This window comes from Legionella sp. PATHC039 (assembly GCF_026191275.1).
GTDB classification, from domain to species: Bacteria; Pseudomonadota; Gammaproteobacteria; order Legionellales; family Legionellaceae; genus Legionella; species Legionella pneumophila.
Window position 1 is genome coordinate 771,446 of record NZ_JAPHOP010000001.1, and the last position, 22,979, is coordinate 794,424.

Here is a 22,979-nt window from a genome sequence, read left to right on the forward strand (position 1 = left end):
CTTTGATTTTACCATAATTAACTTGATTAACTCATTATGATTAAAACTTTTATAAAAATTTAAGAAAATAGGAAATAATTTTTTTTTACCGTTTTAAATCATTATAAATTCATTTATTATCATTTTTATTACCATGAATTGGGATGTTATTAAACGAAAGGAGTGTGGAGTGAAAATTAGGCACAAACCCTTAAGAACGCTAGTGAGTACTGCTGTTCTCGGAGTTCTAGCTACTGGTACATTAAACGCAGGTGGATTTTCTTTGTATACCGAAGGAGCTGGATATACAACAGGTAACTTCGCTGCCGGTGTGGCTGCTGAAGCAGCGGATGCTTCTACAGGTTGGTATAATCCAGCAGGTTTGGTATTAATCCGCGATCAGCAAGCTGTATTTGCAGGTGTCGGTGTATTCCCAACTGCCAAGTTAAGCGGAGTTAGTACTTACTCAACAATTAATCCGCCCCCTTTCCCTTCTTTTGTTTATTCTGAGGTTTTCAATAATATCAATGGGGCTGAGGATGCTTTTGTGCCCTCGTTTCATTATGCCTTGCCATTGGGTGAAAATGCTACGTTTGGGTTAAGTGTTGTATCACCATTTGGATTGGCAACAGATTGGGGCCCAGATTCTCCAGTGCGCTATCAAGCCACTTTTACTGAGTTAATTACCACCAATATATCACCCGAAATTGGTGGTAGATTAACAGAGCACGTTGCTTTGGGGGCTGGTTTGGATTTGCAATATGCTAGAGTTAAATACAATCGTATACTTGGAGTACCTAACATACTGAATGTTTTGCCACCTTTTAACCCCATGTTAGCCGATTCACTGACTTACAATAAAGGACACTCTTTTGGAGTAGGTTTTCATGTGGGTGTTCTGGGCATGTTTAACGATAATCATACTCGTCTCGGTGCAAACTATCAGTCATCAATGCGGCATGAATTCTATGGCTACAGTCGTCTAACAGGGCCATTGGCAAGTCCAGGTAATATATTAGCGCCATTTTTGTTCCCGGCACCTGGCATATTTCAAAGCGATGATTTATTTAGTAACTCAATTGATTTTCCTGATGTAGTGACTATTAGTGCTTATCATGATGTCAATGACAAACTTGCACTGTTAGGCTCTTTAGTTTATACTGCATGGAGTAGTTATAAAACAGTACAACTCTCTAATGCAGCTGCCGGAAGACCAGCGGATAATGGAAATGTTTCCCAAGCCAAGGCGATAAGCATATCACCGCAGAATTATAACGATACTTTGCGGGTAGCGATTGGTGCCAATTATCATGTTAATGATAAATTAATGCTTCGTGTGGGCGGTGGTTATGATCCAACACCTACGAACAATATTGACAGAGACGTGCGTTTACCGGATACAGATCGTTGGGCTTTATCTGCTGGCGCTCATTATCAGGCAACGAATAATATCGGTCTCGATATCGGATATACCCATTTATTTACTTCAAGTGATCCAGTTATTAACAGGACTGATGCGTTTACTGCAACAACCAGATATAACGTTACAGCATCTGGAACTGCAGGTGCCAATTTAGTAGGTGTGCAAGCAACTTGGACTATTGATAAAGAACCTCCAGCACCGACTAAATAAAGCTTTCTCTTGACCTTGTTAGAAGCCACGTGATATGCGTGGCTTTTTTATTAGTCAGAACTTATGAAAAATCCCAATCTCTTCGCTAAAATTAGGAAATATTTTTTGCACTGACCTTGGGGTTTTGTATAAGCCCTGTTAGTTTTATGTGTGTCGGGATAAATAACGTTTAGATAATCGTGTGCTGAGATAATTAATCTTAATTAAGATAAACGTAAGTATTTACATGTATTGATTATGTAGGTTGTATTAGCGTTCAACCTACATAAGCTATTCAAAACAAATGGAGACAATTGACTAGTTTTTAGTAATTTCAGCCTCTCCAGGTCCTATTACTCTCAGCGAATAGCCTTTAGCCGATAGCGTCTTGGGAGTAATATCGCCAGTATTCAGATCCATGGTAACGTATCCGATATCAATTGGGTTAGCTGTATTGGTTGCCATTTTAATTAAGGCAGGGCATTGACCATTAGTTGTATGTCCATAGCAAGCCAATCTCACTAAATTCCAATACACTTGATTGGTAGAGTAAGCTGCTGTTGGGTAAAGAGAGGGGATGCTGCCTGCTATGTAGGCATTGGATTCTTCACCAGTTCTGTTATGGGTTGTTAAATAAGCTGGAGCTGCAAAAGTTGTTGCAGCACCGAGACTAATTGCTAAGGCCGATAAACCTTTAAGCATTAAATTCATTGATTTCTCCTTCTAGATTGTAGTTGATTAGGCAATGCCAATCCCATTTACTATATGAGATTTGTTATAGATGAGGCAAGTCTTTCTCTTTATATAGTCGTTTTATAGTTCTTGATTTGATTTATTTGACTCATAATTAAATAAAATTTTGAGAGTTTAATAACTCAGCCATGCCTTTAGCAAAATAAGAAATAATAAAATCAGCGCCAGCACGTTTAATCGCAATGAGACTTTCAGTCATTGCTTGTTCTTCATTGATTAGATTATTTTTTGCTGCATTTTTTATCATCGAATATTCACCGCTGACCTGATAGGCACAAAGCGGTACATCAGCAAAATGTTGTTTAAGTTTATAAATAATATCAAGATAAAAACCGGCTGGTTTAACCATAATCATATCTGCGCCTTCTTCCAGATCTAATCGGGTTTCCCTTACAGCTTCCTCACTATTTGCCGGATCCATTTGATACGCTTTCCTATCGCCAAACTGTGGTGCACCCTGCGCTGCCTCTCTAAAAGGCCCATAAAGGCACGAGCAATATTTGGCACTGTAACTTAAAATAGGAATATCATGAAATGAGGCAGTATCCAATGCCTGGCGTATAGCCAAAACCATTCCGTCTGTCATGCCACTGGGAGCAACCCAGTCAGCACCTGCTTCAGCATGACTTACCGCTTGTTTTCCTAATAATTCTAAGGTAGCAGCAATATTAATTTGAGTACCATCCAGAATCCCGCAATGACCATGATCGGTATATTCGCAAAAACAAAGATCAGTAATCACTAACATGTCACTATTCACTGATTTAATTTTTTTAATAGCTTGTTGGATGATTCCATTATTATTCATTGATTCACTGCCACAAGCATCTTTTTGCTTAGGGATGCCGAATAAGAGGACTGCAGGGATGCCTAATTTTGATAAAGCTTCAATTTCCTCAGGTATACAATTGAGGCCTAGTTGAAATTGGCCTGGCATAGCGCTGATTTCTTTTGCTTCAGTTAAATATTCGCTAATAAACAATGGAGCAATTAGTTGTTGTGTATGCAGCCTCGTCTCTCTTACTAATGCTCTTGACATGGCATTTTTTCTTAAACGAGATAATCTTAAAGGCAAATTATATTCATTCATTTATTACATCCTTCGACAGTATGGATTAAGATTTTATTTGTCAGGTTTTGCTTTTTCTGGTGATGATGTGCTTTTAGTATATAGAATATCGACGCCATTACCCGAATCACTGCTGCTTACCTGAATGCTTAAAAATTTATTTAGTATATATTTTAATGTTAATACGTTAGGGTCAGTTTGAGACAAACCGACGTTATAACTTAAATAAATTCGATCTGAAAGAGATTTTCCAACCACAACACCAGTTGATTCACTAATTTTATTGGTTTGTTGATTAAAATTAGTGGTTGTCTGTACGTTAAAATCGAATCCTAATTTTTGCTTTAATTGCTCCAACAGTTGGGTTCCATTAGTTCCTGTACCTAAATTCATCGAGGAGATAGCTGTTAAAAGTAATTGGCCTTTTGCCTTATCTGCTTGATTGGCTGGGCGGCCTATTACAAGAAAAGATAGGATATCTGCTTGAGAAAGTGTTGGAGGATTAGAGAATAATTGAATTTTAGGTGATTGTAATCGTCCAGTTACTTCGACTCCAACATTAAAATTGTTACCAACGTTGAGGTTATTATAATTGTTAAAATTAAACAGTTCGGATGAGCCTGATACACTCCCAAATGAATTGGATATGTTCTTGGATGCCTTTAAATTAATTCCAGGATTATCAATTCGGCCGCCTGTAAAAATTAATTGTCCTTGTTCAATAGATAAATCTTGCCCATAGGCTTTATATTCTCCTTTTTTGACGGTTAACTCACCATTTGCCGTTATGGGTCCTTGTGATAATTGATTGATTGTAACTATACCCGCCAAATAAGCATGCAATCCTTTAAAGGTCAGCTCAACTTCTTCTCCCATTTCAACTCGTACTGACATATTGGTATTAAATAAGGGGGTTATAGGTTGGGCATTCTTACTCGCAAATACAATATCATCTGTAGCCACAAGACTATTGGTAAATGTTTGGGGTTTTATATGAGCATTAGGAATTTGGATAATTCCAGTGATTTGACATAGCGATGGAGTGAAGCGCACCTGTAACTGTGGAGATATATTAACCTGGAATTCCTTATTATTTGCAATGGGAAAATTGGAACCTTCTATTGAAACAGTCCCACCAAGCTCTTTATTGAAAATCCCTTGTCCTTTTAAGGTCAGTTTTTTTTCAGATGAATGAATAGAGCCAGTCGCTTCCCATCCATCTTTTTTGCTAAAAACCGCTAATACCATATCAGTTATATTGAGACCTAAAGCGGGGATATTAAATGAGCCTTTGTTTAAAGCGAGTTTACTTTCAATTATTGGTTTATTTAAAGTGCCCTTTGCATGAATGGAGGCGAGAAATTGTCCCTTGGGATTTATTAAATAAGGACTGGCATTTTGCAAAAAATCCAGAGAGTTAAAAAGAATGGATAGTTTCGCATCAATTGTTTGTTGTGCTATATCTTGGTAGACATTAAACTCCGGGAATTTAAAATTAAAATTCACTTTTTTATATGCATCCAGAAAGAGAACTCCTTGTCCACTGAATTGTTTTTGGGAAAGAGAGCCTTTAATATTGCCGCCAGTAAACTGAATTAACGGCATCAGATTGTTTTCTGTTATTTGATAATGACCTGGAGCAATGGTGATCAGAAAGTCGGCATGATGGTCATTTTGAGTTTCCATTTTCAAAGCAAATTTTGTATATAAACCATCAAGTTTTGATGAGAAATCTAATGGTTGAGAGAACGTAGCATCGACATTCCATTGCCAAGGCAGCTTGCCCTTAATCGAAGCGTTCATTTGCCAATTTTTTAATTGATCTATGTCAAGTTTGGATTTTAAGTCGATAGCTAAATTTGGAATTGTTCCCGATACTTCAATTCTTCCTTGCGAGCTTTTTAAATTGTTATTTTTATTGTCTTGCCAATGTAAGTCGCGCCATTTTATGACTTGCTTTATTTGTTTTAACTGTTGAAGACTGCCGTTAATTGTTATTTTTCCAGGACCTTCAAATTCTCCTCCCCATTGAATTTGATTCCGATTACCACCAATGTCTATCCCTCCTGAGAATATATTCTTATTTGTAGAATGTGGGTTTAAACGAATTTTTCCTGAAAATACATGAGGAAATGAGTTGCTAAGTTCTAATTGGCTGGTAATCAATTGATTCCAATAATTAAATTGCAGTGTATTCAGTTTAATTGATTGTTGATTTAAATAACCGCTTAATTTGATATTTTTTAGTATCAGCATGGGCGTCTTTTGATTTATTTCAATCATTTCAGCACTCATGCTATCAATAGGCAATTTTTTGTGAAGCAATGAGCTGAAACGCCAGTTAACCGCCAGGTTAAAAATTTTTATTTTAGTGCCTTGATGTTGATATTCCATTTCACCAATAGAAAATTGATCAAGTAATTGTCCTTTAAGATGGTGTATTTTAAGAGTGCCAGGAAGATATAAATGAGTTAATTTAATTACTGCATATAGCCCCGGGGTAGTTGAAATCAAAAAGATAACCAAACTAACCAGACATATTGCTGTTATTAAGCAGTAGTAAAATCCTTTTTTGATAAATTTTAATATCATCATAAGTCTGGTCCCATACTGATAACCAATCTTGGATTGTGTCCTATTCTCTCCATCTTATTATCGACTGATTGGGCTAATCCAACTTTAATTGGCCCAATAGGGGAAACCCACATCAGACCGCCTCCAATATCGTATTGAATGTTTTTAACGGATGGATTGTAAACATCTCCAGCATCGTAAAATCCAACAAGATACCAGTTTTTTTTGAATTCTTTTTGAATTTCAAAGCCACCATAAGTGATAATTTTTCCTGGTCCGATAGAGTTAAAACTATAGGCTTTAAGGTTGTCAGTTCCTCCCAGAAGTAATGCCAGGGAAAGCGGTAATTCATTGATATCATTGATTGCTGTAATACCTTGGATGGTATGCCCATACAGGCGCAAATGCAGTGAATCCAATGTGAGCGCGGCTTTGGCATCCAGTGAAAGTTGTCCAAAGTTCAGATGGGAGAGGACAGCCTTATTCGCCCCAAGCGCGTTAAAAGTAATATTATACCCTGATGGCGAAAACAAGAGATTTTTAGTTTTACTGAAAGTGATATTGGCTTTGGGGTAGAGCAAAAACTGATCCGTATTGGGTTGTAGAGAGTAATGAAAACTTTCATACAGAGCATTCAGTGAAAGCGCTCTTTGAAATTGATTCACATTATGCAATTGGCTCAGGGATAAGAGAGTAGCATTACTATAACCTGCATTATAGTTTAAATTTGAAAAATTACCGGTCAAGGCATATTGATCGGTAACAGGGTTTTTTCCGGGGATTACATATTGGGCTTGTAAGGCGTTTTGCCTGAAAGAGCCTTGCGCTACGGCATTAAACTTATGTCCTTGGCGATTGACTGGAATCACATGAAGAGCTGCTTTTCCACGCACTCCTGTGTCTGTTCCATAGCCAAGGCCAAATGAATAGGAATATTTAGGTACAGGTTGCAAATGAACAATGACCGGTACTGTTTGGGCGTCAGTAATTTGGGGTTTTACCAGTACAGAACTAAAGTAACCGCTGTTCGATAAATAATCATTCAATTTCAAAACTTGATCTGTGGCATAAGGTTGGCCAGGATCAAATGGTACGAAACGATGTAATAGCTGAGGAGAAATATAGGTTGGGTCAAATTGCACCTGGCCAAAATAGTATTGGGGCCCCGTATCAAAAATCAGGGTGATTTGAGCCGATTTTTTGTGTTCATCTATCAATATTTCAGCTTTTTTAAATACGCCGTGTAAATATCCCATATTTTCTGCGGTATTTATAATATTTTGTTTTGCTTTTTCGTATTGTTCTGAAAACAGAGGATCTCCAATATGCAGAGGTAACTCTTTCAGAGTTTTTCGTAATAATGGATTTTGTGCTCCCTCTCCTGTTAGCATCGCTTTAATGGAGGCAATACGAATTTGAGACCCAGGTTGAACTTTTATTATTATTTTATTGTTGAGGTTATTAATACTGGTTTCCGCATTGAAATATCCAAATGGTTGAATGGCTTTATTAATTTGGTCTTGAAGTTCAGTTGGGGTAAATTGGCTTAAAGGTTTAATTTGGCTCAATTCACCTAAACGAGTTTCCACATTAGCAAGAACTTTTCCTTTTATACCATCAATCTCAAGCAGCCCGGCCTTTTTGTCCTGAGCAAACAATGGAAAATACAAAATGATTAGTATGATTAAATATGCAAACCTATTCATGTAATAACTACATCAATTGATGCTCTCGGCACACTCCAGGTGTTTTAACTTATAAATTAAATCCAACGCTTCTTTGGCAGTTAATCTATCTGGATCAATTTTTTTTAGTTCAGTTAAAACTGGAGATGTGGGAGGCTTTATAATTTGAGTCTGGACCAGGATAGATTGAGTATCTTGTATCTGATTCAGATGTTCATGAGCCAGCTTTAGCACTTCTTTAGGTATGCCAGCTAATTCTGCGACTTCTAATCCGTAACTACGATTTGCGCAACCTTCTTCGACACGGTACAAGAAAACAATTTGTCCTGTCTTGATGGATGCTTGCAAATGCACGTTGCGAATACAAGAGAATTCTTTGGGTAATTCAGTCAACTCCAGGTAATGAGTAGAAAACAAAGTATAGGCTTTTATTGTTGACGCAAGAAAGGCACAGCTTGCATAAGCTAATGCCATTCCATCATAGGTACTGGTACCACGACCAATTTCATCGATTAATACGAGGCTTTGGCTGGTTGCCTGCCTTAATATTTGAGCTGTTTCAGTCATTTCCACCATAAAAGTGGAACGTCCAGAGGATAAATCATCACTGGCCCCAATGCGAGTAAAGATTCGGTCTAATGGACCTAATGTCACTTTATCAGCAGGTACAAAACTTCCAATATGTGCCAACAGAACGATTAAGGCGGTTTGCCTCATGTAGGTCGATTTGCCGCCCATGTTGGGCCCAGTGATTAGTAACATATTTTGATTTGGTTTAAGTTCCAAATCATTAGCGATAAACCGTTCTTGTAATAATGGCTCAATGACAGGATGTCGTCCGGCTTGTATCATAATGCCTGATTCAGGAACGAGATTCGGGCAATTCCAATTTAAACTTTGTGCTCTTTCAGCAAGAGTGACCAATACGTCCAATTGCGCCAGAGATTTTGCAAGATCCGATAACTCAGGTATGTATTGCTGAATTTCTTCAAGCAAATTGTCATATAGCCATTTTTCGCGAGCCAATGCTTTGGATTGAGCTGAAAGCACCTTGTCTTCGAACAGCTTTAGTTCGGGAGTAATATAACGTTCCACATTTTTTAAAGTTTGCTTTCTGTGAAAATGGGGCGGCGCATTTTGAGCTTGTGCCTTTGACAGTTCAATATAAAATCCCTGAACGCTATTGTAACCTAGTTTTAGAGTGGATAATCCTGTGCGATTTTTTTCTTCCTGTTCAAGTTTTACTAATGTTTCATGAGCATTGCTACTTAAATTACGCAACTCATCCAGTTCTTCATCAAATCCTGGAGCAATGACTCCACCATCCCTAATTAGCATTGGCGGGTTGTCTATAATGGCTGTTTCAAGCAGTTGCTGCAGCAGTGGGAGAGGGCTTATTTCTTTCTTGATTTCATTGATTAACAAGCTCTTGTTTTCTTGTAATTCGTCATGGATTGCTGGAAGCAGTGTCAGAGTTTGCAATAAGGAAACCAAATCACGTGGGCGCGCTGATTTTAAAGCAATACGTGATACTATGCGCTCCACATCGGCGCATTGTTTAATCAGCTGATGAAGTGAAACGTCTTGTTGAAGAAAAATAATTTCCTTAATGGCTTGTTGTCTTGTTTGAATGATTGCATGTTGTTTTAATGGTTTTCCCAGCCAACGTTTGAGTAAACGGCTTCCCATCGCACAAGCTGTTTTATCTAATATGGAAAGCAAACAGTGCTCACCACCACCATGTATATTTTCAAAAAGCTCCAAGTGCTTTTGAGTCGATGCGTCCAGTTGCAGGTAATCCTCGGATTGCTCAAGAGTAAGTGTTGTAAGATGTGGTAATGACTGTTTTTGAGTGGTTTTTAAATAAGCTAATAAAGCGCCTGCTGCAATCAAGGCAGTGGGGTAATTTTGTTCGCCAAAGGCCGAAAGATCAGTCACGGAGAATTGTTCACACAATAATTTATGTGCGTTGCTTGCATCAAACTCCCATCCTGGTCTGAATTTAACAGCAAAGTTAGAACAAAATGAAGGAAGCGGCGTGGATTCTTTGCAGAGGAGTTCTGCTGGTTGCAGGCGCACTAACTCTGCATTTAACTGATGTTCTTCTGTTAATTCCTGCAAATGAAAACGACCGCCACCTAAATCAACCCATGCAATACCAATTTTTTGTTTTTGGGTGTGTATGGCCAACAAAATATTATCTTTTCTGGCATCTAATAATGCTTCATCTGTTACTGTACCAGGAGTAATGATTCGCGTTACTTGTCTTTCTACTGGTCCTTTGCTGGTAGCTGGATCTCCGATTTGTTCACAGATGGCTACGGATTCCCCTTTTTTTAATAATCGTGCCAAATAGTTTTCTACCGCATGATAAGGAACGCCGGCCATGGGAATAGGTTTGTCAGCAGATTGTCCTCTATGTGTCAGAGTTAAATCCAAAAGTTGTGACGCGCGTTTGGCATCATCAAAAAACAACTCATAAAAATCACCCATGCGATAAAATAAGAGCATGTCGGGATAGTCTGTTTTAATGCGCAAATATTGCTGCATCATTGGTGTGTGAGAGCTAGACATAGTGATTGAGCCGATTGAAATGCCTCAATTTTAACAAAAGTGTTGTGTGAAGTCAGTAAGGCATGTTGGTGGTATTGGTTTTTATGAAAACAATAAAGACAATGTGATCAAAAAACCTTAAGTATAACCTTGATGTGTCTAAAAAATAAGTATGATTTTTAAAATCTGCAAATTACTATAGAATTTGCCAAAATGATTACTAAGGCATGGTTTATGTCATTTAATTTAACATACTGCAATAAAATATAAATTTTATTTTTTAAGTTCAGGAGATAAGTTCTTCACTTAATGAGAATATTTGCTAGAATTAACGTGATATTACAAAAAATAAATAGGGAGAGTGATTATGAATCGTTTAGCTATGATTGCTGCTGCTAGTTGTCTAGCGTTATTTTTAACTGGATGCGGTGAGGGCTCGAAGCCTGCAGATACAAAGACTGATCAACAACAGCAGCAACAACAACCAACTGATCAGCAACAACAAGGTGGTGAAAATACTGGAAATAACCAAGCCCAACCTTCTACTGAAGGCCAAGGCCAGTAAGATTAATTTCAGTGTTATTTATAAATTATCAAAAAACCCCATAGATGTTTTATGGGGTTTTTTATAGGTGAAAGGTATGGGTCATTTCTCAATACTGGTTGAAGAAATAGCTGCCTATTTAAAAAAAGCAAAATGGCAATTAGTGACTGCGGAATCTTGTACAGGAGGTTTAATTGCTGCTTGCCTTACGGAAATACCTGGAAGCTCAAATTGGTTTGAGCGTGGTTTTGTTACTTATAGTAATTTAGCTAAAGAGGAAATGCTTTCTGTTGCTCACGAGCTAATACAAACTCATGGGGCAGTCAGTGAAGAAGTGGCTTTGGCTATGGCTGCTGGTGCGTTACAACATAGTATGGGTAATATCGCTGTATCAGTTACTGGCATCGCAGGTCCAGAAGGAGGCAGTATTGAAAAACCAGTAGGTACTGTATGCTTTGCCTGGGCAGTTCACCATCAATTTCAACAAACATCAAGACAACAATTCACTGGAAGTCGGCAAGAAATACGTTTGTCTGCCTGTCAATATGCTTTAAATGGAGTTCTTTCTACTCTTAAAAAAGTCTGTGGCTAACCGAATGGTTTTTTAAAAACATAGTTTAATAAAACATCAATAGTCTATATTTTTTCAATTCTATTATTTGGTCTCAAATTCTTGTTTTTACCACTCAGCTAATAAAAATTACAATAAACCTCTTGCATAAACAGTGTCTTTTGTTTTATAGCTGTAACGCAAATAGTTCGTAGAATGGATTTATACAATGAAAATCTACGGATCCTCGAAAATGTGTTTCTTGTTTTAAACTGAATAACAAAAGTTGCACAAGAAGTATAATAATTTATTTGATTTAAAAAATAGGAAAAAATATGAGTCAATATACAAGGTTGTTTGAGTTTTTATGTGATCTGATTGATATCCAGATTAAAAAATATGTTGAGCTCGCAAAACTTAAAGTAGGTGAAGATGCGATAATAAACGCCGCTCTCATATACGAAGAAGTGAATGAATTATTAGGATTCGCGGAGAAGTTATTAAAGGAAATAGAAGCCAATTCAAAATCTGACTCAATGGATATGACCATTTTTGATCATGTTTTTGAGCAAGTAAAATTTTATGTGGAGCAAGAATATCTGAGATCCTATGCAGAATGGCTGCTTATTGAAAATAACTCTAAAGACACAGTCTACAATAGAACAAAAGAGCAATTACTCAGGCTTTCAGAAATTAAGAGTTTTGATGATAAAGGTTTTTCACAACCAAGCACTGAAATTCAACAGCAATGTCAACATGATAGTGTTCAGATAGTTTATTCCATTTTAAATTTGGCAAGAGAGGTAAGAAAAAATCCGGATATGGGGTTTGATGATAGCATCCCACATAACAAGCTCAATGTATTAAGAAGAAATGCAACTACCAGATATGTTGAATTCGGAAATGAAATAGACAAATTGCATCAGCATAGTGAAGAATTTTTGCAACAGTCGAGTCTTGGAGTTTTCGACGCCGAATTAGCCTATGAATCGGCACTATCAAAGGCAAAAGACCATGATCTTAAATTAAATACTTTGTTTGGTCGTTATAAAGAAAATAAGGAAACCGCTTCTGTTCCTCAATCTCTCTCTTTGGTCAATAAGGTAGATGAGGAAAATATTATGACAGAAAAAAAACCTTCAACTGAAGTGTCTGATAATAAGACCCCTTTCTTTTCAACAAGCAATTTATTATTTTTCGGTGGTATAGTTTTAGCTGCTGTTATTTTTGTTCCCAGGTTGCTTACTCATCTCAAGGTCAATAAATTATGACACAGCATTATGAGTAGTTAACATTTTCGTTATTTTGATTGTAAAACCTTGGTTTTTATGTCGGATTGTCTATATATTTTTATATTGCCCCGTTATCAAGCTAAAAATCAAGGTTTGAAGTTCAAACTGACAACACCTTCACTTTTGAACAAATGGTTATTCCACGTAGCTTATAATAAAAGACTAATCATCAGCCACCGTATGCTACTTTTATTTAGTAATACACTAAGATTACTGTTTGCTGCTCGCTCACATCTGTGTGATAATTTTGTTCTTGCACACATTATAATCTGGAATAAATTATGGAAGAGAATAAACAAAAAGCACTATCAGCGGCGCTTTCGCAAATTGAACGCCAATTTGGTAAAGGGTCTGTAATGCGTATGGGAGATAGCACGGTATCACGGGATATTGAAGCAATCTCTACAGGTTCATTAGGTCTTGATATTGCCTTAGGGATAGGCGGTTTGCCAAAAGGCCGTATTGTTGAAATTTATGGCCCTGAGTCTTCTGGTAAAACCACGCTCACTCTTCAAGTGATCGCTGAATGTCAAAAAATGGGTGGTACAGCAGCATTTATCGATGCGGAACATGCTCTGGATCCAAGCTATGCTCAGAAACTTGGTGTGAAGGTGGATGAGCTTTTGGTTTCTCAGCCGGATACAGGCGAGCAAGCTCTGGAAATTACTGATATGCTGGTGCGTTCTGCAGCAGTTGATGTCGTAATAATTGACTCGGTTGCTGCCTTGACTCCCAAAGCAGAAATTGAGGGAGAAATGGGCGATTCCCATGTTGGTTTACAGGCAAGATTGATGTCGCAAGCCCTGCGTAAATTGACCGCTAACATTAAACGCTCGAACACACTGGTTATTTTTATTAATCAAATACGTATGAAAATTGGCGTGATGTTTGGTAGCCCTGAAACCACTACAGGGGGTAATGCTTTGAAATTTTATGCTTCGGTTCGTTTGGATATTCGCCGTATTGGTTCAATTAAAAAGGGCGAAGAAATATTAGGCAGTGAAACCCGAGTTAAAGTAGTTAAAAATAAGGTGGCGCCACCGTTTAAAATGACTGAGTTTGATATTTTATATAACGAGGGTATATCTCGTGAGAGTGAAATTATTAATCTGGGTGTTCAATTGAATTTAATTGAAAAATCAGGTGCCTGGTATAGCTACAAACAGGAAAAAATCGGGCAGGGCAAAGAAAATGTCAGATTATATTTGAAAGAAAATCCCCAAGTCGCTGCAGAGCTTGAACAACAAATCCGTACTGAGCTCTTGGAAAAAAAGTTGTCTGTGTTGGCTAGTTCATCAGAAGATCTTTTTGAGACTATAGATGACTAAAGCATTCGATAGCGCCTTGCGTCTGTTAACCAGGCGCGAGTATAGCGCTATGGAGTTATGTGATAAACTGAAGCAGAAAGGATTTAGCACCAATGATGTTCAAAATGCTTTGTATGAATGCCAACGTCTTGGGTATCAAAGCGATGTGCGTTTTGTAGAAAATTATATCAGAGTACGAATTCATCAAGGCTATGGCCCTTTAAAGATCAGGCAGGAATTAAAAAACAAGGGAATAGATCCAGATCTCATTCAAAGTGTGCTGCATCAAGAAAAAGACAATTGGGTCAATTATGCTTTGCGGGCATGGGAGAAAAAATTTAAGAGACAGGATGATTTCTCTTATAGTGAAATACAAAAACAGCAACGGTTTTTGCTGTATCGAGGGTTTGATAGGGATGTTATTTCAAAGGTATTTAAAGAGGTTAAATCTTCTTACTTAATTTAACTGGTAAATATTAAAAAATGAAAAGTTCTGAAATTAGACAAGCATTCCTTAACTATTTTGTTCAACGCGGTCATCAAATAGTAGCTTCTAGCTCATTGGTCCCTTCAAATGATCCCACTTTACTATTTACCAATGCAGGTATGGTGCAATTCAAGGATCTTTTTTTAGGTCTTGAAACTCGTTCATATCAGCGTGCTGCTACAGCACAGCGCTGTGTGCGTGCAGGTGGTAAACATAATGATCTGGAAAATGTTGGTTATACGGCGAGACATCATACATTTTTTGAAATGTTGGGTAATTTTAGTTTTGGTGATTATTTTAAACGCGAAGCTATTCAATATGCTTGGGAATTCCTAACAGAAGTTTTACACATACCGGCAGAACGGCTATGGGTTACTGTCTATAAAGAGGATTTGGAAGCAGAAGACATATGGCTAAAGGAAATGAAGGTATCTCCCGAGCGATTCTCTCGATGTGGGGAAAAAGATAATTTCTGGTCAATGGGGGATACGGGTCCATGTGGTCCTTGCACAGAAATTTTTTATGATCATGGTCCTGAAGTAGCAGGCGGTCCCCCGGGCAGTCCAGATGAAGATGGAGATCGTTATATAGAAATATGGAATCTGGTATTCATGCAGTTTAACAGGGACAGAGAGGGACATTTACACCTCTTGCCAAAGCCTTCTGTGGATACCGGTATGGGATTGGAACGATTAGCCGCGGTTATCCAAGGTGTCCATAGTAATTATGAAATTGATAGTTTTCAGTATTTGATTAAAGCAATAGCACAATTGGGCCAGAATATTGATTTAAATCATACTTCCTTAAAAGTGATCGCAGATCATATTCGTTCCTGCTCTTTTTTGATAGTTGATGGAGTTTTGCCTAGTAATGAAGGCAGAGGATATGTATTAAGAAGGATTATCCGCAGAGCAGTCAGGCATGGGAATAAATTAGGTTTACCCAGTCCATTTTTTTTCAAACTTGTTCAGCCTTTGATTGATGTCATGGGAGATGCTTATCCCGAGCTAATCAATTCGAAAGCGCATATCGAAAGGATCTTGCAACAAGAAGAAAATCAGTTTACCCGTACTTTGGAACAAGGATTGCGTTTATTACAAGATCATATTAAAAATTTGAAAGGCCAGGAACTATCAGGAGAAGTGGCATTCAAGTTGTATGATACTTATGGTTTCCCTATCGATTTGACAGCAGACATCATTCGTGAACAAGGTTTACATATTGATATGGAAGCATTTAATCAATTGATGCAACAGCAAAGAGAACAGTCTCAAGCCGCCAGTCAGTTTACTACAGATTATCATGCCGTGTCTCAATTGGATCATCAGTCTGAATTTCATGGGTATGAAAAAGAATCCATGGAAGCAAAGATTATTGGATTACTTCAAGAAGGTAATGAAGTGAAATCTATTAATAAGGGAGCAAAAGGGGCTGTAATTCTTGACCATACCCCATTTTATGCTGAAAGTGGTGGTCAGGTAGGAGATAAAGGATTACTCATAGGAAAAAACTGTTCTTTTCAAGTTGATGATACACAAAAAGTAGGGCAAGCCGTCGTACATTATGGAGAAGTAATTAAAGGTGAGCTCACTTTAGATTTATCAATCCATGCGCAGGTAGATCACATAAGACGGGATGCAATTCGACTGAATCATACCGCAACTCATTTGTTACATGCTGCTCTTAAAAAAATTGTAGGACAACATGTTCAACAGCGAGGATCTCTGGTGGATGCTGAACGGGCACGTTTTGACTTTTCTCATTTCGAGGCATTGAATCCTCAACAAATCCAGCAAATTGAAGAGGTAGTTAATGCACAGATCCGGGCTAATAATGAAGTAATAACTCAAGTAATGGACATTGAATCAGCCAAGCAAAGTGGTGCTGTTGCTTTATTCGGGGAAAAATACTCCGACGCAGTACGCGTATTATCCATGGGCGATTTTTCCAAGGAGCTTTGTGGAGGAACTCATGCACGACGTACTGGTGATATAGGTCTTTTCAAAATCGTAGCAGAATATGGTATTGCTAGCGGTATTAGGCGGATTGAGATGGTTACGGGTCGTTATGCGTTAGCCTGGGTCAATGAACAGCTGGGATTTATGAATAATCTGGCAGCTACCCTTAAAACAACACCTAATAGTCTACAGGAAAAAATTTCTCAATTATTGCTTGATAATAAAAATCAAGAAAAAATGATTGCAAAACTTTTAAGTGAAAAAGCACAAAAATCTGGAGCAGATATTCTTGGTGAGATCGAGGAGATCAAGGGTATTAATTTATTGATTAAGCAGTTAGAGGGTATGGATAGCCAAACCATGCGCCATACCATGGATCAATTAAAATCAAGAATTGATTCAGCGGTGATCATATTATTTACTATTGAACAGAATAAAATGAATGTCATTGCCGGGGTAAGTAAGAATATTATTGGCAAAACGCCAAGTGCTGCTCAATTAGTAAGACATCTTTGTGGTAAAGGAGGTGGCCGAGATGATATGGCTCAAGGTGGTGGGAACGTTCCTGAAGATTTGAACAGTAAGATCAAAGAAATAAGGGAAATGATTGAAAAAATTTAATATTTCCAGATTTTTCTTTTCGACTGCAGAAAAGCAAGTTGTTTTTGGATTTGCTATAATATAGACACTGGTTTACTAATGAGCACTATTATGAATGACTTGCTGAATTTAATCGCAGTGATAGTGGTTTTTGGTGTAGGCCTATGGTTAATTAATGTCTTTATACCTATGCCCGGGGCTATTAAAAGTCTGTTAAATGTATTGGTATTAATTATTTTAATCATTTATATTTTGCAATTTTTTGGGGTAATAAAAACAATATTGCCAATGATTAAAATTTTAAAGTGATTTTTGCTTCCTCAAATTAATCAGGAACGGCCTATTCTATTAGGCCGTTCCTGATTAGACAATCATGATTTTATTCTGGAACATAAATTTCATCGCAAGTAACACTTGAGATGAATTCAATTAATCCAAAAGACATTAATGTGGCTGGAAAAATTCAGGTTCGTATTTCATTAACAATAATTGATTTAGTTTTGATCCCATGATATTTTGTTCAAAATTTAATCGGGGAATTTGTTATGCCACCACCATATAGTACTCATGTGATTGTCAATGTATTTCGATGTGTTGCCCAATTAGTGTCACAAAACCCAGAGCTATTAAACTGGCCAGGAGTATTTCGACTGGCCGGATCAAGAGAAGAATCTGAAAAGTTGCTTGAGAAAATCATTGATGAGAATTTTAATGTACAGAATTTGGCGGATTATATCGTAGAAGATCGCCAGATAAATAATTTACATCTGAATAATGTTTTGGGAATGTTACCTCTAGTTCTTAAAGAAAGTGTATTGTTGAAAACCGGAGATCCATTGCTCAAGCATTTTACGACAGAATTAAAAAATCTATTGGGTTCTGACAAGAGTGATGTTGAAAATACTGATGTAATAGTACAGTTGCTGGATAATTTTATTGATTCTTTATTACTTTCAAAAATACTTGACCATCAACGGGTTGGAGAAATTCTTTATCATTATTGTTACCTAATGCATACGGCAGGAGGCTTTCATGAAACCAATCTAATGACATGGGAAAATCTTGCAATTATTATGGCTCCTCATTTCACCAACGAGTTTGGTTTATACCCTGCAGAAGATTTGTTGGGATTAATACAATTTACTAATCAGTTGAAACCCATCCTGGAATGTTTTATTGCGCATCCTGATAGCGGAGTTCCTTTTAAAGAAAGGCATGCTGACAAGTTAGAGCACTTGGCTAATACTCGACATAATATCATTGAAAAATTAACGCATATGGGAAGTGAATCCAGAAGAATAGTTGTCGTTCCTATGAAAAGTTTGATGCTGCAAGCATCTATGTTGAGATCTCAGATTGATGCTGTAGAAACTCAATTGAAGGACTCCTCTCTTAAAAAGAAGAATAAAAAAGAATTAAATAAACAGTTAGGGGAATTAACAGAAGAATTAGAAAAACTGAACATAGAAATTTCTGAATTAACAAGCAAAATTAAAAAAATGAACCATGGTCATGCGAAGCTAAAAGAAGAAATTAGAGTAATATCGCGCTCTGAAGATGCTGTAAGTACTCATGCTACCCGACTATCAGGAGCATCATCAAGCAGCAGTAACTCAGTCAGAATTCAGTTAGGAATTTTTGGTAACAATAGTTCTTCATCTGCCTATTTGAAAGAGGAACAGGGAGAAGGCGAAGTTACTGAAAATGAATACAGTGACTTAGATAGACCAATATTTAGCAGTAACTGAGGCTTTTTTTATCTGTGCCAGTACTGCTAATTAACTCATGGCTCAGATAAACCATCTGCCGAACATAAGACAATAATTGTTCTCCTTTATCAGTTAGCTCAGTCCTTAATCCTGAAGAAATAAAAAGTTGGGTATTCCACTCCGACTCAAGTTTTCTAATTCTTTTACTTAAAGCAGGCTGAGTAATATGCAATTTTTTGGCAGCTAAAGAGATAGAGTGGAGTTCTAAAACTGCAAGAAAAGATTGCAAATCGGCAATATTCATTATTTTAAAACCAATCATAATATTACTTAAATTAATACTAGGATAGTTTTTATCATAATACAAAAGCCTATAACCGTGCGTTATAACGTATAAAAACAAATCATTGCGATAATAATACTTATATTTTTCCCATTCTTTTATAAATAAAAAAAGGGAGTTTTGTAATAATAGCCATGACCACTCTCCAGAAATAAGGATAGTAAAATAATCTTTTATTATGATTTATTTTTTCCCAACATGCCTTTGCACAGTCTTGAGGTTGAGCTGCGTAAAAAACTCCAGGTAGTCCATACGTTTGTTTTGTATCAATGTATCCAAGGCGAACGATTAAGATATGTTGATGTGGAGTTGCTTTTTGTTGCAGACCTTCGAGAAATATTTCAATTGCTGCTTTACTGGCACCATAAAGACTATTTTTGGCACGGCCGCGGCAGGAAGCAACGGAGCTTAAATAAACGATACGATGTTTTTCTTGTTGTGATTGTAAATAGGTATTAATCAGGATTACTGTAGATGAGATATTGGTATCAATTAAATGTTTAATCGATTGCGGATTTAAATGGTTATTATCGGTAAAATCACAATGCGCAATAAATAAATCCAATTCTCTTTCTCTGGTTTCTAAAATGGTAAGCAATTGCTCGTTAGACTCGGATAAATTGATAGTTATCGCGTCACAAGGGATTTTATATCGCAATTGAATATCTTTTGAGATTAAGGCTAATTGTTCGGAATTGCGTGCTACCAAACATAAATGGTTACCGGCATGCGCAGCAAGATGTGCGAATTGTTCGGCAATAACTGAAGTAGCTCCTAAAACAACCCATTTCCTCTGCATCATTTTATGATTCCTAAACGTGTCGCAAGATCTGAACGCATGGGGCATCGATATTTTGTAAGTATTTGAGCAAATTTCGATTGATTTTTGTACATTGTAAAATATTGTTCTGGATTTAGTAATAAATCCTTAGCCAAATAAACACATCCATCGTTTTCTGAAATGAATTGATTCATCGCGCTTATTGCTTTTTTGGCGTGAGGATTATTAATAAAATCAATAGCCAGAGTAAATCCAGGCCGACAAAACGAAAGCAAACCTAATCCAGGCTGTGTAAATACTTTAAGGACAGTGAGGGTTGGAGTAGCACTATGAGCCCTAATAATCTCCAATATATGATTAATAATTTGCCTGGCCTTATCTTTATCAAATACGGCTTGAAACTGTATTAGTCCTCTAGGTCCGTAGAGTCGGTTCCAATGTGATATTTTATCCAGAGGGTTATTGTATTGGGTGAGACTCATCATTTCATTTTCTTTTTGTCTGGAATAAAAATATTGATTAAATACTTTCATGTTCCATTTTTTGATAAGTCCAAATGGTAATTTAGGCAGGCTATCAATTTTTAATTTTTTATCAGGATAGTTTGGAGATTCACAATAATTTGCTGTTGATAAAATGGCTCTGGGTTCTGAGTATAACAAGTCTAACCAGGCTACTTGGTAATCTTGCTGAAGACCATAAGTCGCCATTTCAGCAATTAATTCCTGGATAGATGGAAATGGTTTATTTTTTATTGTCAGATGGCGTGGTGCTTTTTTAAGACGAATAGCGACTTGTGTAATAATGCCTGTTAAACCTAAACCCGCTATAGTTGCGAAAAATAGATCACTGTTTTTTTCGCGGCTACAATGCATGATTTGATCACCTATCAATAAATCAAACCAAGAAATATGATGTCCAAAGCTTCCCGCTGAATGGTTATTTTTACCATGAACATCATGGGCTACTCCACCTGCTACAGTGGCAAATGCTGTGCCTGGGAGAACTGGGGGAATGAATTCATCATGAAGTAAAAACAGATCCTTAAATGGTGTTCCACCCTGACATACTACGATGCCTGTTTCGGCATCAAAATCGATGAAATGATTAAAGCGACTAGTATCAATTACCAGGCCGTCTTGATTTAGACAGCTATCACTGTAACTCAATCCTGCACCCCTGGTTAGCATGTTTTTAGGCTGATTTTGTGCAATATAGTGAATAAGTTCTTTTTCTGTGTCTGGCCTTATACAACAGGACTCACTATAAATTGCACGGGTAAAATTAGTTAATAAGATTCTTTTGCTACGCATATCAGAAATTTTTAAATAGACAGATGAGTGAGTGTCGCATGATTTTTTTATTATGGAAACAGGAACAAAGGCTATAGGATGTCTATAATTAAATCAAATATCAATGGAAGGTATTCTAATGAACAAAACATTCAATCTTGCCAGCATAGCCTGCTTTTTATTTTTTTCCTTGGTAGCATTTGCCGCGGATATTCCTGGTCTGGATGATGGTACTGATAAATTAAACTTGGAAGAATGTGTTGGGGAAAATTATCAGCAATGTCTGGATGATGTGTGTTTAACCTCTGATGAAATAGATTGTAACTCTAATTGTCAAAGTTTAGCAGAAGATAAATGCGAGCAACAAGCAGTAGATTAAATGGGAGATTTTCTAAGCATTTGTTTTTGAAGTGATTACACTACCATTAAGGAATACTCACAATTTCAGATATTGTGCACAAGACTTACGAAAAATCCCAATCTCTATGTTAAAAAATGTTTTTAATTCAGTTAGTTAGTTAGTTTATCTAAATTCCCTCACCAAAACATTTTTTACCTCGACCTTGGAGTTTTTCGTAAGCCCTATCAATATAAACCGTATGATTTTTTATGCCAAAACATTGACAGAGTCGAATTAAAAGAGCTAATCAATGGTTGATTATTACACTATCTATTTGATTTATTCATATATTTCCTGGATGGCACGGGCTTTGCATAAACATAACCATTCTATAGTTGTTACTGATTAATTGGTCTAATTTTAAACTAATCAACACTTCAATTTTAAAATAACTTTGAAAATCTGGTTGAGATGCGAATGGATTGCTTATGACTGAGAAAGATGTGTTATCACAAGAAGAGATCGATGCATTACTGGATTCAGTAGATGAGTCAATTGATGATGAAACGAATGATGAAGAATTGAATTCAAGGGAGCAGCCAGCTCGTAAAAAACCAGAAGATACTACCAGCCAGGAATTAAACTCCACTTTTGATTCTGATAAAAATGTAGCGGAAGAAAGAGTCAAAACACTTAATTTTACCGGACAAGAGCGTATTGTTAAAGGACAGCTTCCGGTATTAGACAAAATTTATGACAGGGCAGTTCGTCTGTTTGCAGCAGATATTTATCATTTAACGGCTAGAGATTTTGAAATTAAACAAGATCCGCTACTTATTACAAAGCATAAGGAGTTTATGAAGAGTTTACCTAATCCTAGCCTGATAGGTATCTACAAATTCAAACCTCTTCGTGGTAAAGGAATTATTTTGTTTGATAGTACCTTTGTGTATGACTTGGTCGATTATTATTTTGGCGGAAATAGCCAATTTGGTGCTCAAAAGGATAAAACAGATTTTACTGCAACTGAACTTCGTGTTATGGAAGTCGTCACTAAAAAACTGGTAGCTAATTTAATCCATGCCTGGGAACCAATAATTCAACTGGATATAACAAAATTCAATGACGAAACAAACCCCCAATTAGTTAATATTGCTGAGCCAGAAGAAATGTTGCTTGTGGCGCAGTTCATCTTGAATTTTGGTAAGGAAACAGGGGCTTTTTACTTTATTTTACCATACTCCATGCTTGAACCTATCAAGCAGCAATTGGAGCTAGGGGCATCAAGACCTGATGATGAAATTGATCCTAACTGGATTAATTCTCTGAAAGAAGAGCTCATGGATGTTGAATTGTCAGTGAGTGCTTCAATGGCGGAAACAGTCAGTACTCTGGGTCAGGTAATGTCATGGAAAGTAGGAGATTTTGTGCCTTTGGAAATAAATGAAGAAGTAACCTTGGACATAGAAGGGACACCAAGCTTTACTGCAACCTTAGGCAGTACCAATGAAAAGCGAGCTTTGAAAATTATTAAAATAATACGTTATTAGG

General features: G+C 36.9%; 18 protein-coding genes and 1 pseudogene. 11 read left to right on the top strand and 8 right to left on the bottom strand.

Annotation, left to right across the window (positions count from 1 at the left end; all coding sequences use genetic code 11):
* Positions 1-169 precede the first annotated feature (169 nt).
* Positions 170-1,612, top strand: coding sequence for an OmpP1/FadL family transporter (locus OQI99_RS03535; RefSeq protein ID WP_011946743.1), 1,443 nt, complete (start codon positions 170-172; stop codon positions 1,610-1,612).
* Positions 1,613-1,909: 297 nt separating this feature from the next.
* Here the strand turns inward: OQI99_RS03535 and OQI99_RS03540 are convergent, their stop codons facing one another.
* The 5 genes from OQI99_RS03540 to mutS form a co-directional block, all read right to left on the bottom strand.
* Entirely contained in the window at positions 1,910-2,302 is a 393-nt protein-coding gene (locus OQI99_RS03540; RefSeq protein WP_010947535.1) for a hypothetical protein, read from the bottom strand.
* A 136-nt stretch (positions 2,303-2,438) separates the two neighbouring features.
* The gene (hemB, locus tag OQI99_RS03545; protein ID WP_011946742.1) at positions 2,439-3,434 is read right to left on the bottom strand and encodes a porphobilinogen synthase; all 996 of its coding nucleotides are present in this window, start codon (positions 3,432-3,434) and stop codon (positions 2,439-2,441) included.
* Between the two features lie 33 nt (positions 3,435-3,467).
* A complete protein-coding gene (locus OQI99_RS03550; protein WP_011946741.1) occupies positions 3,468-6,008 on the bottom strand; it encodes a translocation/assembly module TamB domain-containing protein in 2,541 nt (846 codons plus the stop codon).
* On the bottom strand, positions 6,005-7,693 hold the full coding sequence (locus tag OQI99_RS03555; protein WP_010947532.1) for an autotransporter assembly complex protein TamA: 1,689 nt from the start codon (positions 7,691-7,693) through the stop codon (positions 6,005-6,007). The genes OQI99_RS03550 and OQI99_RS03555 overlap by 4 nt, the downstream gene beginning before the upstream one ends.
* A 12-nt stretch (positions 7,694-7,705) precedes the next feature.
* Positions 7,706-10,246 (bottom strand): DNA mismatch repair protein MutS, encoded by a 2,541-nt coding sequence (gene mutS, locus OQI99_RS03560; protein WP_061512534.1) that lies wholly within the window; start codon positions 10,244-10,246, stop codon positions 7,706-7,708.
* Positions 10,247-10,592: 346 nt separating this feature from the next.
* Here mutS and OQI99_RS03565 point away from each other — a divergent pair, with 346 nt between their 5' ends.
* From OQI99_RS03565 to OQI99_RS03600, 8 genes are all read left to right on the top strand, one after another.
* A complete protein-coding gene (locus tag OQI99_RS03565; RefSeq protein WP_011215777.1) occupies positions 10,593-10,790 on the top strand; it encodes a hypothetical protein in 198 nt (65 codons plus the stop codon).
* A gap of 76 nt (positions 10,791-10,866) precedes the next feature.
* Positions 10,867-11,361, top strand: a complete 495-nt coding sequence (locus OQI99_RS03570) for a CinA family protein (RefSeq protein WP_061512535.1) — start codon at positions 10,867-10,869, stop codon at positions 11,359-11,361.
* Positions 11,362-11,654: 293 nt separating this feature from the next.
* Positions 11,655-12,590, top strand: a complete 936-nt coding sequence (locus OQI99_RS03575) for a lpg1803 family Dot/Icm T4SS effector (RefSeq protein ID WP_061512536.1) — start codon at positions 11,655-11,657, stop codon at positions 12,588-12,590.
* A gap of 302 nt (positions 12,591-12,892) precedes the next feature.
* Positions 12,893-13,939 (top strand): recombinase RecA, encoded by a 1,047-nt coding sequence (gene recA, locus OQI99_RS03580; RefSeq protein ID WP_010947527.1) that lies wholly within the window; start codon positions 12,893-12,895, stop codon positions 13,937-13,939.
* Positions 13,932-14,384, top strand: coding sequence for a recombination regulator RecX (recX, locus tag OQI99_RS03585; protein ID WP_010947526.1), 453 nt, complete (start codon positions 13,932-13,934; stop codon positions 14,382-14,384). The genes recA and recX overlap by 8 nt, the downstream gene beginning before the upstream one ends.
* A 17-nt stretch (positions 14,385-14,401) precedes the next feature.
* Entirely contained in the window at positions 14,402-16,984 is a 2,583-nt protein-coding gene (gene alaS / locus OQI99_RS03590) for an alanine--tRNA ligase (RefSeq protein WP_011214060.1), read from the top strand.
* 90 nt (positions 16,985-17,074) lie between these two features.
* Positions 17,075-17,272, top strand: coding sequence for a Thivi_2564 family membrane protein (locus OQI99_RS03595; RefSeq protein WP_011946738.1), 198 nt, complete (start codon positions 17,075-17,077; stop codon positions 17,270-17,272).
* Between the two features lie 236 nt (positions 17,273-17,508).
* Positions 17,509-18,711 carry a hypothetical protein gene (locus OQI99_RS03600; protein ID WP_061512537.1) on the top strand — a complete coding sequence of 401 codons (1,203 nt, stop codon included), beginning with the start codon at positions 17,509-17,511 and terminating at the stop codon, positions 18,709-18,711.
* Here OQI99_RS03600 and OQI99_RS03605 read toward each other — a convergent pair.
* From OQI99_RS03605 to OQI99_RS03615, 3 genes and pseudogenes are all read right to left on the bottom strand, one after another.
* Positions 18,690-18,976, bottom strand: a pseudogene (locus OQI99_RS03605) (LysR family transcriptional regulator); the annotation flags it as partial. The gene OQI99_RS03600 and the pseudogene OQI99_RS03605 overlap by 22 nt on opposite strands.
* A gap of 118 nt (positions 18,977-19,094) precedes the next feature.
* Positions 19,095-19,817: an SDR family NAD(P)-dependent oxidoreductase gene (locus OQI99_RS03610; protein WP_061512538.1), complete on the bottom strand. Its 723-nt coding sequence runs from the start codon at positions 19,815-19,817 to the stop codon at positions 19,095-19,097.
* Positions 19,814-21,109 (bottom strand): FAD-binding oxidoreductase, encoded by a 1,296-nt coding sequence (locus OQI99_RS03615; protein ID WP_061512539.1) that lies wholly within the window; start codon positions 21,107-21,109, stop codon positions 19,814-19,816. The genes OQI99_RS03610 and OQI99_RS03615 overlap by 4 nt, the downstream gene beginning before the upstream one ends.
* A 118-nt stretch (positions 21,110-21,227) precedes the next feature.
* Here OQI99_RS03615 and OQI99_RS03620 point away from each other — a divergent pair, with 118 nt between their 5' ends.
* Positions 21,228-21,467 (top strand): hypothetical protein, encoded by a 240-nt coding sequence (locus OQI99_RS03620; RefSeq protein ID WP_061512540.1) that lies wholly within the window; start codon positions 21,228-21,230, stop codon positions 21,465-21,467.
* A 449-nt stretch (positions 21,468-21,916) separates the two neighbouring features.
* Positions 21,917-22,978 (top strand): flagellar motor switch protein FliM, encoded by a 1,062-nt coding sequence (gene fliM / locus OQI99_RS03625; protein ID WP_061512541.1) that lies wholly within the window; start codon positions 21,917-21,919, stop codon positions 22,976-22,978.
* The last annotated feature ends 1 nt before the right edge of the window (position 22,979 follow it).